The sequence below is a fragment of the Sphingomonas sp. BL-S-29 genome (assembly GCF_055521495.1).
In genome coordinates, this window is the sequence record NZ_CM145482.1 from 5,048,716 (window position 1) to 5,066,103 (window position 17,388).

Below are 17,388 nucleotides of genomic sequence, written 5' to 3' on the forward strand. Positions count from 1 at the left end.
AGGATGAGGCCGGCGCGGGAGGATTGACACTTCTCTAACATAGGAATAGCTCTACATGTGATCGCTACCATGCCAGATGGCACGGAGCGTGGAACGGGCACGAAGAGGCCCGCACTGAAGGGACAGGATGATGAGGGAGCTGCTTCACCAACGCGCATTCGACCGATCCGCCGGCGCAGCCCGCGCGGTCGCGACGCACGCCGCAGCTTTGCAAACATGGTTTTTCGGCCCGCACGGGCGCTGCTGATCCGGATGGCGGCGGCTGTGGTCGCACGCCGCCATCCAGTCCCGGCATGGGCGCTCCTCGCTGCCCATGCCGGATGATCTCCCCTAGGGCGGCCGGCGCATATCCGGCCGCCCCTCTTTTTATCCCCCACCACCGAATATAACGTTCACATTGCAGCGCATGCCGCAACATTATAGCCACCGTGCCGAGGAGCATCACGCTTTGAGCCAACAAACGTCCCGTCGGCAACGCACCACCGCCACCATCACCGATGTGGCGCGCAAGGCCGGCGTCTCCCCCATGACGGTGTCGCGGGTGCTGAACGGCGAAGGCAATGTCCGCGCCACCACGCGCGAGGTGGTCAATGCCGCGATCGCCGCGCTCAATTACTCGCCCAACCCAGCCGCGCGCAGCCTCGCCGGCGCGGCGCCGGTGCGGATCGGGCTGCTCTATAGCAACCCCAGCGCCGCCTATCTCAGCGAGTTCCTGGTCGGCAGCCTCGATTATGCCAGCCGCGCCAACATCCAGATCGTCGTGGAGAAATGCGACGGGCTGGAACAGGCCGAGGAAGCGGCGGCGCGCCTGCTGCGCAGCGGGATCGAGGGAATCGTGCTGCCCCCGCCGCTGTGCGATTCCCTGCCGCTGCTCGAGGTATTGCGCCAGGCGAGCGGCCTGGCGGTGACGGTCGCCAGCGGCCACCCCGCCCCGGGCTTCTCCGCCGTCAGCATCGACGATCACCGCGCCGCCTTCGCGATGACGCGCCACATCGCCGCGCTCGGCCATCAGCGCATCGGCTTCATCATCGGCAACCCGGACCAGACGGCGAGCGAACGCCGCCTCGCCGGCTATCGCGACGCGCTCGAAGCGGTCGGCCTGCCCTATGACGAGAAGCTCGTCGTCCAGGGCCTCTTCACCTATCGCTCCGGCCTGGACGCCGCCGAGCATCTGATCGATACGCCCAACCCGCCCTCGGCGATCTTCGCCAGCAATGACGACATGGCCGCGGCGACCGTCGCGGTCGCGCATCGTCACGGGCTTGACGTACCCAACGACCTCACCGTGTGCGGCTTCGACGATACCGCGCTGGCCACGACGATCTGGCCGGAATTGACAACGATTCACCAGCCGATCACCGACATGTCGCTTGCTGCGGTCGAGCTGCTGGTGAAGGAAATCCGCAGCCGCCGCGCCGGACACCGCGACCCGTCGCAGCACCGCCAGCTCGACTTCCAGCTGGTGCGCCGCCAGTCCGATGCCGCGCCGCGCCGCCGCCCTTCGGTGACGTCGGCGCGACCGTCCTGACGAGGTTTGCGCGCGACCGTCGTTGAGCGTAACGGATCTTTGCGTTAGCGGTACCATTCGAGACGACCAGGAGAGGCCATAGTGCAGCGTGAACCCGTAAAGCCATTCCGTTCGCGGGACTGGTTCGCCGATCCGGAGCGCTCGGACATGACCGCGCTCTATCTCGAGCGGTTCATGAATTACGGCATTACCGCCGCCGAGCTGCGCAGCGGCCGGCCGATCATCGGCATCGCCCAGACCGGCAGCGACCTGTCGCCGTGCAACCGCATCCACGTCGATCTCGCGCGGCGCACCCGCGAGGGCATTCGCGATGCGGGGGGCATTCCGATGGAATTCCCGACGCATCCGATCTTCGAGAATTGCCGCCGCCCGACCGCGGCGCTCGACCGCAACCTCGCCTATCTCGGCCTGGTCGAGATTCTGTACGGCTATCCGATCGACGCCGTGGTCATCACCACCGGCTGCGACAAGACCACGCCATCCGGCATCATGGCGGCCTCGACCGTCGATATCCCGGCGATCGTGCTCTCCGGCGGGCCGATGCTCGACGGCTGGCACGAGGGCGAACTGGTCGGATCGGGCACGGTCATCTGGCGGTCGCGCCGCAAGCTTGCCGCCGGCGAGATCGACGAGGAGGAGTTCCTCCGCCGCGCGACCGACAGCGCGCCCTCGGCCGGGCATTGCAACACGATGGGCACCGCCTCGACGATGAACGCAGTCGCCGAAGCGCTCGGCCTGTCGCTGCCCGGTTGCGCTGCCATCCCCGCGCCGTACCGCGAACGCGGGCAGATCGCCTATGAGACCGGCCGGCGCATCGTCGACATGGCCTATGAGGATTTGCGGCCGTCGAAGATTCTGACGCGCGAGGCGTTCCTCAACGCGATCCGTACCATCACGGTGATCGGCGGCTCCTCCAATGCGCAGCCGCATCTGATGGCGATGGCGCGCCATGCCGGGGTCGAGCTGCATCCGTCGGACTGGACCGAACATGGTTATGACCTGCCGCTGCTCGCCGATGTGCAGCCGGCCGGGCGCTTCCTCGGCGAACGGTTCCACCGCGCCGGCGGCGTGCCCGCGATCCTGCACGAACTGGCTGAGGGTGGCGTGCTCGATGGCGGCTGCCTGACCGTGACCGGGCGCAGCATCGGCGAGAATATCGCCGGCCGCGAGTCGCGCGACCGCGAGGTGATCCGCCGCTTCGCCGAGCCGCTGAAGGAGAAGGCCGGGTTCCTCGCTTTCTCGGGCAACCTGTTCGACTTCGCGATCATGAAGACCAGCGTGATCTCCGAGGAATTCCGCAACCGCTATCTCAGCCACCCCGGCAAGGAAGGCGTGTTCGAAGGCCGTGCGATCGTGTTCGACGGGTCGGACGATTATCATCACCGGATCAACGACCCCGCGCTGGAGATCGACGAGAATTGCATCCTCGTCATTCGCGGCGCCGGCCCGATCGGCTGGCCAGGCTCGGCCGAGGTCGTCAACATGCAGCCGCCCGACGCGCTGATCCAGCGCGGCATCGCCTGGCTGCCGACCCTCGGCGACGGGCGCCAGTCGGGCACGTCGGACAGCCCCTCGATCCTCAACGCCTCGCCCGAGAGCGCGGTCGGCGGCGGGCTCGCCTGGCTGCACACCGGCGACGTGATCCGCATCGACCTCAACACCGGGCGCTGCGACGTGCTGGTCGACGAAGCCGAGATCGCGCGGCGCAAGGGCGGCCCCGCCCCGGCCTTCCCGTCGAGCAATACGCCCTGGGAAGAACTGTACCGTGAGAAGACCGGACAGCTCGAGGATGGCGCGGTGCTGGAGATGGCGGTCAAATATCGCGGCATTGCCGCGAAGACGCCGCGGCATAACCATTGAGGCGTATGGGGCATCCTGCCGGTCGAACCAACCTCGCTTCCCCGGCGAAGGCCGGGGTCCAGTTGGACAGGTCGATGCAACGAAGCGCAGCTTCCGCCACGGGCCGTCCCCAACTGGGCCCCGGCCTTCGCCGGGGAAGGAAGGGGTGGAGCGAAACGATCACCAAGGGTCTGTGGGTCGCGATCACCGCTCTGCTGGCAGTGCCGCTGATGGGCGCGGTCGCGCCGGCGGCCCCTGTCGCCCGTTTCGCCTGGTTCGATTACAAGGGCGAAGACCCGGTCGACCGGACGATGAAGGCCGGGCCGAACGACTATCGCAACCCGATCCTGCAGGGATTCTATCCCGATCCGTCGATCTTGCGGGTCGGGCAGGAATATTACCTCGTCAATTCGACCTTCACCTATTTCCCCGGCCTGCCGGTATTTCACAGCCGTGACCTGGTGAACTGGACTCAGATCGGCAACGCGATCGACCGGCCGGGCCAGGTCGATTTCGAGCAGCTCGGCACGTCGCGCGGCATCTATGCGCCCGACCTCACCTACCGCGCCGGCATTTTCTACATGGCCGGGACCTGTGTCGATTGCGGCGGCAATTTCGTGATGACCGCGAAGAGCGCCGCCGGCCCCTGGAGCGACCCGCACTGGAACGCGATCGAGGGCATCGACCCCTCGCTGTTCTTCGACACCGACGGATCGGCCTGGATCCTCAACAACGGCGTGCCGGAGGGCAAGCCGCGCTATGACGGCCACCGGGCGATCTGGATCCAGCGCATCGATGCGACGACCCTGAAGCCGTTTGGCCCCCGCACGGTCATCGTGGACGGCGGCGTCAGGCCGGCGGACAAGCCGATCTGGATCGAAGGGCCGCACCTGTTCCGCAAGGACGGGTGGTATTATCTGATCGCGGCCGAGGGCGGCACCGCGGAGAACCACAGCGAAGTGGTGTTTCGCAGCAAATCGGTCACCGGCCCCTATGAGCCCGGGCCGGTGAACCCGATCCTGACTCAGCGCACGCTCGATCCGGCACGGCCTTTCCCGATCACCTCGACCGGCCATGCCGATTTCGTGACGACGCCGAAGGGCGACTGGTGGAGCGTGTTCCTCGGTACGCGGCCGTACAAGGGCGATTTCTACAATACGGGCCGCGAGACCTTCCTGCTGCCGGTGCGCTGGCGGAACGGCTGGCCCGAGGTGACCGCGCCCGGCGCGGCCGTGCCCTATGTCCATGCGCGACCTGGGCTGGCGCGGGGCAAGGCAGCACCGATACCCAACAGCGGCGCCTTCCATGTGCGCGACGAGTTCGCCGGCACGAAACTCGCGCCTTATTGGGTGCAGATCCGGGCGACCGATACCGGCTGGCGCCGGCTGTCCGGCGGGGCGCTGGCGATCGATGCGCGTCCGGTGGCGCTGGGCGGTATGGGCCAGACTGCCTTTCTCGGACGGCGTTTGCAGCATGGCTGGGCGACGGCGGAAACGTCGGTCGCTTTTACGCCGAAGCGTGAGGGCGACCGGGCGGGGATCGCCGTGGTGCAGGACACTGCCTATTTCTACGCGCTGACGCTGAACGGGACGGCGATCACGGTCGAGAAGCGCAGCGGCCCGAAGGACCCGGCGGACGGTGTCGCGGTCGCGTCGGCGCCTTATGCCGGCACGAGCGTGCGGCTGCGCATCGTGCTGCGCGGCGATCGGTGCGACTTCCTCTACGCGGGCGCCGACGGGCGCTGGCACATGCTGGCGAAGGACCAGGACGCGACGATCCTGAGCACGAAGATAGCGGGCGGCTTTATCGGTGCGATGGTCGGCCCGTTCGCGCGGGCGGGCGATTAGCGCGGGGAGATATGGGACACCGGACTGTCCCGTTTCTCCGCGCTGCCCCGTAGAATATTCCTGTTGGAAGCTGCCGCGAAACGCCCAGTATTCGCCGATTTTCGCGACCCACCTGCGAAGGGGCCGGAATCGAGCCCTATTACGGGCCTGCACGGGGTTCGCAGTATCGGCCAGTATAAATGTTGGAACGCCAGGAACGCGCCGACGAACAGACGCGCGACGCCAATTGAGCGGGGACTTGCCGAATTTCGCGACCCCCGTCAGTTCCTGTATCGGCGTTAATCGCGAATAGTTGCCGCATGAAATCTGTATTGGCACGCCCGAGGCCTTTCGCCTTCGCCGGCACTGACCGCCGGGCCGAGCATGATATTCCGACGATGAAGATCAGTGAATCGCCGCAATAAGGGTGTTCCCGCATTGCGCGGTTCGTGATGGCCGATGAAAGCAGGGGCCGCCGGATGAGATCGCAACGTTTGCGGCGTGCCGGCTGGAGAAACGCCGTGATCGCTTCGCACGATAGCCCGCACTCCCATGCTTCGCCCGCCCCCGGCGAGGGCCGGCACGCGGCCGAGGCGCCGCCGGGGACGATCTGGACCTGCCCGATGCACCCGGAAATCCGCCGGGATCGCCCCGGCGCCTGCCCGATCTGCGGCATGGCGCTGGAGCCGCTGGTGGCAAGCGTCGAGGCCGGGCCCAACGCCGAGATGATCGACATGACGCGCCGCTTCTTGATCGGCCTCGCGCTTGCGCTGCCGGTGTTCCTGCTGGAAATGGGTGGGCATCTGGTGCCTTCGCTTCATCACCTGGTTCCGCCAAGAGTTTCGGGTTGGATCCAGTTCGCCCTGGCGACGCCGGTGGTGTGGTGGGCAGGCTGGCCCTTCTTCGCCCGCGCCTGGACGTCGCTGCGCACGCGCAACCTCAACATGTTCACGCTGATCGCGATGGGGACCGGGGTCGCCTGGAGCTATAGCGTCGTGGCCCTGATGACGCCGGCAATCTTTCCGCCCGCCTTCCTCGGCATGGACGGATCGGTCCCGGTCTATTTCGAGGCGGCGGCGGTCATCACCGTGCTGGTGCTGCTCGGCCAGATGCTCGAACTGAGGGCGCGCGCCTCCACCTCGGATGCGATCCGGGCGTTGCTCGACCTGGCCCCGAGGACCGCGCGGCGGTTGAGGGCGGACGGCAGCGAGGAGGAAGTCGCGATCGAGCTGATCGCGGTGGGAGACAGGCTGCGGGTGCGCCCGGGCGAAAAGGTGCCGGTCGATGCGATCGTCGAGGAAGGCCGATCGGCCGTGGACGAATCGATGCTCACCGGCGAATCGATGCCGGTCGCCAAGGCGCCGGGGGACCAGGCGATCGGCGGTACGCTCAACCAGAGCGGCGCGCTGATCGTGCGCGCGCAAAAGATCGGCCGAGACACGATGCTGGCGCGCATCGTCGCGATGGTCGCGCAGGCGCAGCGGTCGCGCGCACCGATCCAGCGTCTCGCCGACCGGGTCGCCGGATGGTTCGTGCCAGCCGTGCTCGGCATCGCCCTGCTCACCTTCGCCGGCTGGGCGATCTGGGGCCCCGCGCCGGGTGCGGCGCACGGCCTGGTCGCTGCCGTCGCAGTACTGATCATCGCCTGCCCCTGCGCGCTCGGCCTGGCGACCCCGCTGTCGATCCTGGTGGGCGTCGGGCGCAGCGCCGAGCTGGGCGTGCTGATCAAGAATGCCGAGGCGCTGGAGCGGCTCGAAAAGATCGACACGCTCGTTGTCGACAAGACGGGAACGCTCACTGAAGGCAAGCCGAAGGTCATCCGGATCGTCGCCGGCGCGGGATATGACGAGCACACCCTGTTGCGACTGGCGGCGGGGGTCGAACGCGCCTCCGAACATCCGCTCGCGCTGGCGATCGTCGCCGCGGCCGAGGCGGAGGGGCTGGCCATTCCGGCGGTCAGCGATTTCGATTCGCCGAGCGGCCGGGGCGCGACCGGCAGGGTGGACGGCCAGGCGATCACCCTGGGCAATGGCCGCTTCATGGCGGAAGGCGGGATCGCCACCGCCGCGCTGGACGGGCAGGCCGATCTGCTGCGCCGCGACGGGGCAACCGCGATCTTCATCGCGGTGGACGGCGTCGCTACGGGGATCGTCGCCATCGCCGACCCGGTCAAGGCGACCACGCCCGACGCGCTCGCCGCGCTGCGCCGCAAGGGCATCGCGGTCGTCATGCTCACCGGCGACAACCGGACCACGGCCGACGCCGTCGCGCGCCGCCTCGGCATCGACGAGGTCGAAGCCGACATCCTGCCCGAGGGCAAGAGCGCGGTGGTCGAGCGGTTGAAACAGGCGGGCAAGATCGTGGCCATGGCCGGCGACGGGGTGAACGATGCCCCGGCGCTCGCCGCAGCCGATATCGGCATCGCGATGGGATCAGGCACTGACGTCGCGATCGAGAGCGCCGGCGTCACGCTGCTGCGCGGCGACCTGATGGGCATCGTGCGCGCGCACCGGCTGAGCGAGGCGACGATGACGAACATCCGGCAGAACCTGTTCTTCGCCTTTTGCTACAATGCGGCGGGCATCCCGGTCGCGGCGGGGCTGCTCTACCCGTTTTTTGGCATCCTCCTGTCCCCGGTCATCGCCGCCGCGGCCATGACCCTGTCCTCGGTGAGCGTCGTCGCGAACGCGCTGCGCCTGAGGAGGGCCGCGCTGTGAGCGTCGGTGCCACTTCGGGCCTGCCGCTGGTCCGGGGCGAGGTCGCGCCGGGCTTCGAGCCGGTGCGGCGCGCGTTCATCGAGAATTTCACGCATCGCGGCGAGCTGGGCGGGGCATGCTGCGTCTATCGTCACGGCGAAAGGGTCGTGGACCTGTGGGGCGGCGTGCGCGACCGCGCGACCGGGACGCCGTGGCAGGCCGACACGATGGTGCTGGTCCATTCCGCCACCAAGGGGCTGGCGGCGATGACGGCGGCGCTCGCCCAGTCGCGCGGCTGGCTCGATTATGACGAGCGGGTGTGCACCTATTGGCCGGCATTCGCGCAGGCCGGCAAGGAACGCGTCACGATCCGGCAGCTGCTCGCCCATCAGGCGGGGCTGCATGCATTCGACGAGCCCGTCGACCATGCCGTCATCGCCGATCCCGCCCGGCTGGCGGGCGTCATGGAGCGGCAGCGGCCGGCCTGGGAGCCGGGCACGCGGCAGGCCTATCACGCCATCAGCCTGGGCTTTTACCTGGGCGAGATCATGCGGCGCGTGGATCCGCGGCATCGCAGCCTGGGGCAGTTCTTCCATGAGGAGATCGCATCGCCGCTGGGGCTGGATTTTTATATCCGCCTGCCGCCGGATATTCCCAATGCCCGGCTCGCGCCGCTCGAATCGCCCGGGATGCTCGCGATGTTCCTCACCCTCCCGCTCCGGCTCCAGATCGACCTGCTACGGCGGCGTTCCCCCTTCCACCGAGCCATGATCGCGAACCCGGGCACGGTGCTGTCCTATGATCCGGAGCATATCTATACGCGCGATTTCGAGGTTCCATCGGGCGGCGGCGTGGGCTCGGCGCGCGGGATCGCCCGCGCTTATAGCGCCTTTGCCGCGTGCGACGGGGATCTCGGGCTGAAGCAGGAGACGATCGACCTGCTGATGGCGCCGGCACGCCCGCCGACCCATGGTTTCTACGACGCGGTGATGCGCGGCGAGGCGCAATTCTCGCTCGGCTTCATGAAACCGAGCCCGCAATGGCCCTTCGGGCATGACGGCGCGTTCGGCGCGCCGGGGGCCGGCGGGTCGCTCGGCTATGCCGACCCGCGAACCGGGATCGCCTATGCCTATGTCACCAACCGGATGGGCACCGCGCTGACCGGCGATCCACGCGACCTGGCGTTGCGCGACGCGCTGCGATCGCTGGCATGAGGCGCGCGGCCCTTACCGGCCGCGGATGAGGCTCGCAAAGTGCCGCGTGCTGGGTTTCAGCGTGCGCACGAAGGTCTGGCGGTCGACGGCGACCATGCCGAAATGCTGGCCATAGCCCTGAGTCCATTCGAAATTGTCGAGCAGCGACCAGTAGATATAGCTTTTCACGTCGATGCCCTCGTCGAGGCATTTCCGGACCTCGGCGAGGCTGTCGTCGAGCCAGGCGATACGGCGGGTGTCGTCGTCGGTGGCGATGCCGCTTTCAGTGACGAAGATCGGTTTCTTCGTCTTGCGCGCGGCGAGGCGGATGGTGTGGCCGAGCGCCTGCGGATAATATTCATAGCCCGCCGCGGTCATCTCCGTGCCGGGCGGTGGCGGCACCACACCCTTCGCGTCGAGCCGGACCCTTGTATAGGTCTGCACCCCGACGAAATCGCTGGCGTTCACCGCATCCCACCAGTCGCCATAGACCATCGCCTCGATGCGCGGGGCGAGGCTGTTCTCGCCGACCGGCTCGATCGCCTGAGTCGACAGCGTGACGCCGACGGGGAAGTCGCCGGGGCCGGCCTTGATCGCCTGATAGGCCTTGGCATGCGCCTCGAGCAGATGCGCATCGATCCGGTCCGGGTCAGCGAACAGGATCGAGGAGAAGGCGGGGGAATTGGTCGCACGGGCGGCGGCGGCGATCATCGCGGTGCGCTTCGCCCGGTATTCGGGCGTGGCGCCCATGCGCAGCAGCTTGGCGAGCAGGTGGATATTCGCTTCGTTGAACGGGGACGCCATGCCGATCTGGTCGCCCAGCGCGCGGGTCGTGCGTTCGCAGAAACGGGCGAACAGCTCGGCGCTGTCGGGCGCCTCCCATCCGCCGCGTCTGGCGAACCAGAGCGGCACGGTGAAATGATTATAGGTGACGATCGGCAACAGGCCGTGCGCGCGGCACGAGGCGAGCACCTTGCTATAATGATCCAGCTCGGCCTGGGAGAAATGCCCGGCTTCGGGCTCGATCCGCGCCCATTCCACGCCGAAGCGGTAGCAATTCAGCCCGATCGACCGGGCGATCGCGAAATCCTGATCATAGCGGTGATAGCTGTCGCAGGCGTCGCCGGACGGATCCTTGTAGACCGTCTCGGCCAGGTTCTCGAGCAGCCAGCTGTCGGAATGCACGTCATTGCCTTCGCTCTGGTGCGCCGAGATCGCCGCGCCCCAGAGGAACCCCTTCGGCATCGCGCGCAGCGTCGCCGCGCGGGCCGGCGAGACGCCGACCGCCGTGGCCGCCGCCAGCCCTGCCAGCACCTCGCGCCTGGTCGTCATTCCGATCCTTTCCCGGTTGCCGGCTTCTGGCAGATGGCATGGAACCCCGCGGCCATGAACTTCGCCATATGCCGCTTGATCGATTCGAAATCATTGGACGAGCACAGGCCGTGCGACAGCTGGTCGAGCCGGCCGGTGCGCGCCATGTTGTGCGTCATCGCGCCCGAGACGAAGTGATAGCCCCAGAAGATCGTTTCCTCGTCGCAATCGGGCATCGCTTTCTTGAGCAGGTCGATCAGCGCGAGGACGACGGGGTTGAAATATTTGGTCATCTTGCCCGCGCCCCAATCCGTGGCGCTGTTGGCCTGGGCGGCGATCTTGCCGAAGGCGATCCATTGTTCCGCATCGTCGATCTGGACGTTGAGGTCGGCGTCGATCCAGGCATGCAGCGCGCCCTCGACCGTGACCTTGTCGCCCATTTCCTCGGCATAGCGCCGCATCGCCTCGAGCCGGTTGCGCGCCGAGATCGGCGCCTTGCGCGCCCAGACCGCCTCGTAGATGCTTTCCTTGCCGTTGAAATGATAATGAATCAGCGTCGAGCTGACGCCGACCCGCGCGGCGACGTCCTTCAGGGTGACGCCGTGATAGCCGAATTCAGCGAACAGCTGCTCGGCGGCGTCGAGGATGCGCTCCATCGACGCCTCGCGCACGCGGGCCTTGTGATTGCGCGCGCGCGGGGCCGGCTCGCCTTCCAGCATGGCTTGATCGGTATTGCTCATCGCGACTCTGGTTGCCGGGGTGCGGCAGCCGCGTCAACGCCGCCGCCCCGGCTCGCCGCCTGCGCCGGAAAGGCCGAGAAGCCGATATCGTACCGCCAGCCGCGCCCTTCCCGCAGCCGCCGTGCGACCAGCGCATCGGCCCAGGCAAAGGCCGCGGGCTGGAGGCGGCGCCCGGCGGAAGGACGGTCGTCGATATCGAGATAGAAGGGTCGGCGCGCGGTATAGCGAGGCCAGGGCACCGCGCCCGGCGCCGCCGGGGCGCCGGCGCGGACGAAGGAGACCCAATAGCGCATCATCGCATCCGACAATCGCGCCTCCGACTCCGTCAGCGGGGGGCGCGGCCAGTTCGGGCCGAGCGTGGCCGAGGGACCGACCTGGCCGAAGACATAAGGCAGCTCGCTGGCATGGAAGGCGGCGAGATCGCGGGCGCGTTGTGCCGGGGTGCTGTGCCGGAAGAAATAGAGATAGGCGGGCTGCCCGGCCGCCGCCTGTTGCCGCACCAGATATTGGGCGGCCCAGCCGTACAGGCCGTCGCGGACCGACGCCATCACGTCCGCCCTCGGATCGGCCCCGGGATAGACGGCGAGATAAGCGTCGGCCTCCGGACCGAAACGCCGCCGCACATCGGCGACATAGGCGGCCTGGCTGTCGGGCGCCCTGGGCATCAGGAAAAGCAGCGAGCGGATCTCACCTTCGTTGAAGCCGGCAAGGACGGGCACCTTCGCCTGTTCGCCGCGCGCGAAAGTGTCGGCGAGCTGGCGCTTCAGCAGAATGCCGTCGATTACCGGCTCGGGTTGCCAGCCGGTCGCGAGGCCGGCCTTGAACAAGGCGGCAGGATCGGCCGCGCGGAGATCGGCGGCGTCGACTACCCCGGCGGCCTTGGCCAGCGCCGTGCCCGCCGCCTCGGCGGAGGGCAGGCCGCGCGTTTCCGCATGCAGCGCGCGATAGGAGGGCATATAGCCGCTCTGCACGATCGCCCGGGCGAACAGGCCCCGCGCCGCCGGGCTGGCCAGCAGGGCGATGGCGCTGAGGCCGCCGGCCGATTCTCCGGCGATGGTGACCCGGCCGGGATCGCCCCCGAACGCGGCGATATTGGCCCGCACCCAGCGCAGCGCCTCGATCTGGTCGAGCAGGCCGTAGTTGCCGGAAAGGTGCCGCGGCGATTCAGCGCTCAGCGCCGGATGCGCCAGATAGCCGAGCAGGCCGAGCCGATAGTTGATCGAGACAAGCACGATGCCCTGCCGCGCCAGTTTCGCGCCGTCATAGAGCGGCTCGGAGCTGCTGCCTCCCGACAAGGCCCCGCCATGAATCCACACCATCACCGGCAGCTTGCGGGCACCGGCCGGCGCCCAGACGTTGAGCGTCAGACAGTCCTCGCTCGTCGCGACCATGCCGCCCGAATAGAGGCCGGTCGGCGACTGTGGCGGCTGAAAACAGGCATGGCCGAACGACCGCGCATCGCGGACGCCCTGCCAGCCGGGCGCCGGAGCGGGCGGTCGCCAGCGCAGCGCGCCCGTCGGCGGCTTGGCATAGGGGATGCCCTTGAAGGCGACCACCTGCCCGGCGGGATCGGCCGTGCCCTGAAGCAGGCCCTGGCGAATGCCGACCCGTGCCGCATCGCCGGGCGCGCCCGCCGCGGCGGTGGCGGCAAGGCACAGCCAGGCGATCGCCGCCGAGCGTAGCAGGCGCGGCCCTTTCGCGATCACCACAGATTATAGCCGATCCGCACGCCGAACGTCCGCGGGCGGACGATCGCGTAGCGGCTGTACACGAACGCCTCGGGATGGATGTAGGTGGTCGCGCGGCTGTTCCCGACATTCTCCATATAGAAGGTGACGGACAGGTCCTTGAGCGTGATGCCGGTCTGCAGGTTGAGATAGGTATAGGCGTCGGTATTGTCGTAGAGCGGGCTCAGCACCGCCGGCTTGCCCGGCGTGTTGGGGAAGCCGTTGGGGAAGGACCCGACATGCTGGAGCTGGAAGCTGGTAAAGCCTTTGGCGCCGCTGCCCATGTCGTAATTATAGGCGCCGAAGAACGACCCCTGCACGTGCGGCGAGGCGAGGCGGGAACCGTTCACCGCGCCCGAAATCGCTGCTTCCTGCTTTGAAAGCTCGGTCACCTTGGCTTCGTTGAGCGAGCCGTTCAGGCCGAACAACAGCCCCTTGAACGGCGCGACGGTGATCTCCGCCTCGATGCCCTTGCTCGACGCCCGCCCGACATTGGTGGCGAACTGGACCGAATCCGACTGGCGGTTGGCCTGAACCTGGATGTTGCGCCAGTCGATATAATAAGCGGCGAGGTTCGCGGTCAGCTTGCCGCCGAGGAAGCGGCCCTTCAGGCCGAGTTCGTAATTGATGAGATTGTCCGAACCCGCCCCCGCCGGGATGACGAGATCGGTCCGATCGACGGCGCTGACGCTGCCCGCGCGCCCGTTATAGACCGGCGTGCGATAACCGGTGGAGACGGTGGCGTAGGTCGTCAGGTTGCGGGACGGCTTGTAGCTGAGGCTCGCTTTCCACGACGCCTTGCTCGCCGACGGATAGCGTGCGGTCGCGGCGCCATTCGGCACCAGCGCGAGCGGCCCGGCGATGCCGAACAGCGCATAGGTGAAATAGGCGGTGTTGAAGCCGGGCTTGGTATCGACCGTGCCGCCATATTTGCCATAGCGCGCGCCGCCGGTCGCGGTGAGCGTGTCCGTCAGATGATAGCTGATCTCCCCGAAGCCGGCGAGTTCATAGGTGCGCGAGACGCTGCCGAAAGAAGCGAAGGTCGTGCCGGGCAGGCCGGTGATGCGGCGGGCGGCGAGGAAGGACGCGCTCGACAGGTCTCGCCCGTTCAGGTCGAGATTGCGGTGCAGGTAGAAGCCGCCGACCACCCAGTCGAATTTCCCGCCCGCATCGGAGGCGATGCGCGTTTCCTGGACGAAGGTCTTCTGGCGATAATCGTCGTCGAGATAGAAGGGGATGGCCTGGGCAATGGGCCCCCCGGTCGCGAACGTGCCGGCAAGATCGACGTCGAAATCGCCATCGGCGATCGAATAGGTCGAGGAACTGGTCAGGTGGGCGCCGTCGAACTGATAGTCGATCGTGCCGTTATAGACCTGCGTGATCGAGGTATAACGATCGGGAATCGAGCTGTAGCGCTTGCGGTCGCCGAGCGACGGCGAGGTCAGCGCGGAATCCTGCGGCTCGCTCTTCTCATAGGAACCGAGCAGCTTGATGCTCAGCCGGTCGGTCGGCTTCCACAACAACGTGGCGCGGCCGCCCCAGTCCCTGAGCGTGTTGGCATTCTTCACGCCCGTCCCGAGATTGTCGACATAGCCCTCTTCGTTCCGGTAATAGCCGACGACACGCAGCCCGAGCTTGTCATCGACCAGCGGCACGTTGACCATGCCGTTATAGCGCTGGCGGATGCCGCCGCCGTCGGGCGTGAGGCCGATATCGACCAGGGCGGACGCATCATATTTGGTGAGGTTGGGGCTCTTGGTCAGGATACGCAGCGCGCCCGACAGCGAGCCCGAGCCGAACAGGGTGCCCTGAGGCCCGCGCAGGAATTCGACGCGCTCGATATCGTAGAGATTGGGGCTGAGCGTCACCGTGTTGCCGATCGTGCTGAGCGGCAGTTCGTCGAGATAGATGGTGGTGGTGGTCTGCAGCCCGGCGCCCCAGCCATTGGTGGAGATGCCACGCGCGGTGAACCGGGCATTGTTGTCGCTGGCCTGGTTGAGCACGACGCCCGGCGTCTCGCGCGCAATGCCTTCGAAGCCGACAATGCCCTTTTGCGTCAGTTCTTCCTGCGAGAAGGCGGTGACGCTGAGCGGGACGTCCTGCAGCCGCTCGTTGCGGCGGGTGGCGGTGACGACGATGTCGTTGGGATCGGCCGCGCCGCCGGTCCGGTCAGACGATTCGGGCGCGGGGCTGGTCTGTGCGGCGGCGGGAGCGCCCGCGATGACGAGCGCGAGCAGCGACGACGTATAGGCAAAGCGGTTCATGTCCCCTCCTTGTCGCTGCCGCGTCTTGGTGACGCTGGTCCGCGAACGTGGGGACCATGACATAGCGGGAGGCGATGTCAATACTGACTGTTGAGTAAGTCAGTATTGACGCTGCGACGGCGTTTCATGCGGCGACATCGGCACGGCCATCCCGCTAGAAGCTCCCTTGAACCGACAGCGTGAAGATCGGCCCGACGCGCTGATGCTGACGTTCGAAGAAGCTCACCGGCGCACCGTTGCGACGGCCGGAATAGACCGTGCGGTAATTGCGGACATGGCCGTTGTTGAGGTTGAAGACCTGGAAGTTCACCTTGAGGCCCTTCACATCCTTCAGCTCGACGAATGCACTGGCATAGGGGCCCTCCCAGTTCTGGTTGATCTCGTCGAGATAGTAGGCAAGCCCATAATGCTGGAACGAGAGGCCGCCGCCCCACGCGAACTGCGTGCCGGGAACATCGTGGCGCAGCGTCAGTTCGGCCCAGCGATCGCGCGTGTTGCTGATCACGCGTTCGGTGCCGGTCAGCGGGTCGCGCACGCGGCTCCGCTCCAAGCCTAACTCCGCATCGAGCTTGGCCCCCTTCCAGCCCAGCGGGTCGAACTGGATCGTGCTGATGCTCTCGATGCCGAGCCGGGTCGCGCTCGGCAGGTTGCCGACCGCATCTCCGTCCACGCCCACCGGTATGTGGTCGACAATGTCCTGGACCCAATAATGGTAGAGCTTGAGCCGGGTCTTGCCCCACCGCCCGAAATTCCGGGCGACCTCCCCGGTCGCTTCCCAGCTTTGCGGCGGCACGAGATTGGGATTGGCGTCGTTCTCACGATTATTGGTGATGTCCTGGTTGGCGAGGAAATCGTAGAAACTGATCTGGCCGACCTTGCGCTCGACCTTAAGGCTCGCATCCCAGCCCCTGGCGGGGCGCCAGGCGAACGAGGCGCTGCCTTTCGGCCGGAAGAAACGACGTGCCGGCTCGGTGCTGCCCAAATCGGCCAGCTCCGAATATTCGGCGCCGCCGGCCAGTTGCAGATCGAGAGTGCCAGTCAGCGGGCGGCTCAGAGCAACGATGCCTTCATAGCGCTTTTCGACGACGATCCCGCTGCCCTGCGGAAAGGGGATATCGGCATAGCTGCCGTCCGGCCTCAGGCTCGCCAGCGTGCTGGTCTGCGCGAGGCGGTTGTCGGCACGCTCGAGTGAAACGGTCCAGTTGTTGGCACCGCCTTTCCAGCGATATTCCAGCCGGCCGATCGTTTCGCCCGTCTTCGAATCCTGGCCGTAGCGCGTGCCGGTCGAGGGCGCCCCGCTGTCATAGTCGGTCCGCTGGTCATAGGTCGCCGGCGCATGCTCGAAGTGGCGCAGGCCGATCAGCTTCAGCCGGCCGCCGGCCAGCGGCACCGAGATGTCGCCGCTCACGTCATATTGGAAACCATAGGTGCGGCGGCGATTGTCCCAGTCGTTATCGTCGCCGTCGACGCGCACGCGCCGCTGGAAATTGTCGCCGCGATTCCAATAGGGATTATAGACGAGATTGAGGTTCGCCTGGATCGGGCCGTTGCCGCCATATTTGAGGATGGCGGAGACCTTCGCCTGATCGAAGCTGTTCCAGTAAACCTGATCACGCGACTCCACCAGCGCGCCGGTCGACGACAGGATGCGAAAGTCGTCCCCACCCATCGCCCCGCGGCCGGGGCTGTTCTCCACGGACAGCGTGTAGCCGAGCGCGCCGCTCGTCCCGCTATAACTGACCGATCCGGCGAGCCAGCGCGGCTTGGCATAATGGAGACGCAGCTGCGGATTCCAGCTGTAATTGCCGCTGGCTTTGCGATTGGCCTTCAGGATCACATCGGCAATCTGCCCGGTGAGACCGGCGATGCCGAGCGAAGCGGCTTCCTTGATCTCGATGCGCTCGACGTCGTCGGCGGGCACCTTCTGCAGCTGTGCGATGGCCCCGCCCGTCTTGTCGGTGGCGCGCTGGCCGTTGATCAGCACATTCTCCGAAGCCTCGCCCAGTCCGCGCGTGTCGTCGGCGCTGCGAATGGTGAAACCCGGCACCTGATTCAGCATGTCATAGGCAGTCCTGGGCGCGAAGCGCGCGAAGTCGGCCGGCGTGAAGATCTTCGCGCTGGTGGGCGCGGGCTCGCTATTGGCGGCGCTGGTCGGATCGACCTGCGCCTTCGCCGAAACCGGCGCGAGCAGCGTCGCCGATACCGCCAGCCATTCGCCGGCACGACGGGCCGTCAACGTCATACGACGCCGGGGATTCGAAGGT

10 protein-coding genes are annotated in these 17,388 nt (G+C 67.1%); 5 read left to right on the forward strand and 5 right to left on the reverse strand.

Annotation, left to right across the window (positions count from 1 at the left end; translation table 11 throughout):
• The first annotated feature begins 448 nt into the window (after positions 1-448).
• The 5 genes from ACZ1I2_RS23805 (at position 449) to ACZ1I2_RS23825 (ending at position 9,103) form a co-directional block, all read left to right on the forward strand.
• The gene (locus ACZ1I2_RS23805; protein ID WP_465175587.1) at positions 449-1,528 is read left to right on the forward strand and encodes a LacI family DNA-binding transcriptional regulator; all 1,080 of its coding nucleotides are present in this window, start codon (positions 449-451) and stop codon (positions 1,526-1,528) included.
• A gap of 81 nt (positions 1,529-1,609) precedes the next feature.
• Positions 1,610-3,388 (forward strand): IlvD/Edd family dehydratase, encoded by a 1,779-nt coding sequence (locus ACZ1I2_RS23810; protein ID WP_465171732.1) that lies wholly within the window; start codon positions 1,610-1,612, stop codon positions 3,386-3,388.
• 74 nt (positions 3,389-3,462) lie between these two features.
• Complete coding sequence (locus ACZ1I2_RS23815) at positions 3,463-5,214, forward strand: glycoside hydrolase family 43 protein (protein WP_465171731.1); 1,752 nt, start codon at positions 3,463-3,465, stop codon at positions 5,212-5,214.
• Between the two features lie 458 nt (positions 5,215-5,672).
• Positions 5,673-7,910, forward strand: coding sequence for a copper-transporting P-type ATPase (locus ACZ1I2_RS23820; protein WP_465175586.1), 2,238 nt, complete (start codon positions 5,673-5,675; stop codon positions 7,908-7,910).
• Complete coding sequence (locus ACZ1I2_RS23825) at positions 7,907-9,103, forward strand: serine hydrolase domain-containing protein (RefSeq protein ID WP_465175585.1); 1,197 nt, start codon at positions 7,907-7,909, stop codon at positions 9,101-9,103. The genes ACZ1I2_RS23820 and ACZ1I2_RS23825 overlap by 4 nt, the downstream gene beginning before the upstream one ends.
• Positions 9,104-9,115: 12 nt before the next feature.
• On the opposite strand, the gene ACZ1I2_RS23830 is transcribed toward ACZ1I2_RS23825, so the two are convergent.
• From ACZ1I2_RS23830 to ACZ1I2_RS23850, 5 genes are all read right to left on the reverse strand, one after another.
• Positions 9,116-10,414, reverse strand: a complete 1,299-nt coding sequence (locus ACZ1I2_RS23830) for a glycoside hydrolase family 1 protein (RefSeq protein ID WP_465175584.1) — start codon at positions 10,412-10,414, stop codon at positions 9,116-9,118.
• Positions 10,411-11,133: a TetR/AcrR family transcriptional regulator gene (locus ACZ1I2_RS23835; protein ID WP_465171727.1), complete on the reverse strand. Its 723-nt coding sequence runs from the start codon at positions 11,131-11,133 to the stop codon at positions 10,411-10,413. Before ACZ1I2_RS23835 ends, ACZ1I2_RS23830 begins: the two co-directional genes overlap by 4 nt.
• Complete coding sequence (locus ACZ1I2_RS23840) at positions 11,130-12,839, reverse strand: carboxylesterase/lipase family protein (RefSeq protein ID WP_465181546.1); 1,710 nt, start codon at positions 12,837-12,839, stop codon at positions 11,130-11,132. The genes ACZ1I2_RS23835 and ACZ1I2_RS23840 overlap by 4 nt, the downstream gene beginning before the upstream one ends.
• Positions 12,836-15,124, reverse strand: a complete 2,289-nt coding sequence (locus tag ACZ1I2_RS23845) for a TonB-dependent receptor (RefSeq protein WP_465175582.1) — start codon at positions 15,122-15,124, stop codon at positions 12,836-12,838. Before ACZ1I2_RS23845 ends, ACZ1I2_RS23840 begins: the two co-directional genes overlap by 4 nt.
• A gap of 154 nt (positions 15,125-15,278) precedes the next feature.
• Positions 15,279-17,366 carry a TonB-dependent receptor plug domain-containing protein gene (locus tag ACZ1I2_RS23850; RefSeq protein ID WP_465175581.1) on the reverse strand — a complete coding sequence of 696 codons (2,088 nt, stop codon included), beginning with the start codon at positions 17,364-17,366 and terminating at the stop codon, positions 15,279-15,281.
• Between the last annotated feature and the right edge of the window lie 22 nt (positions 17,367-17,388).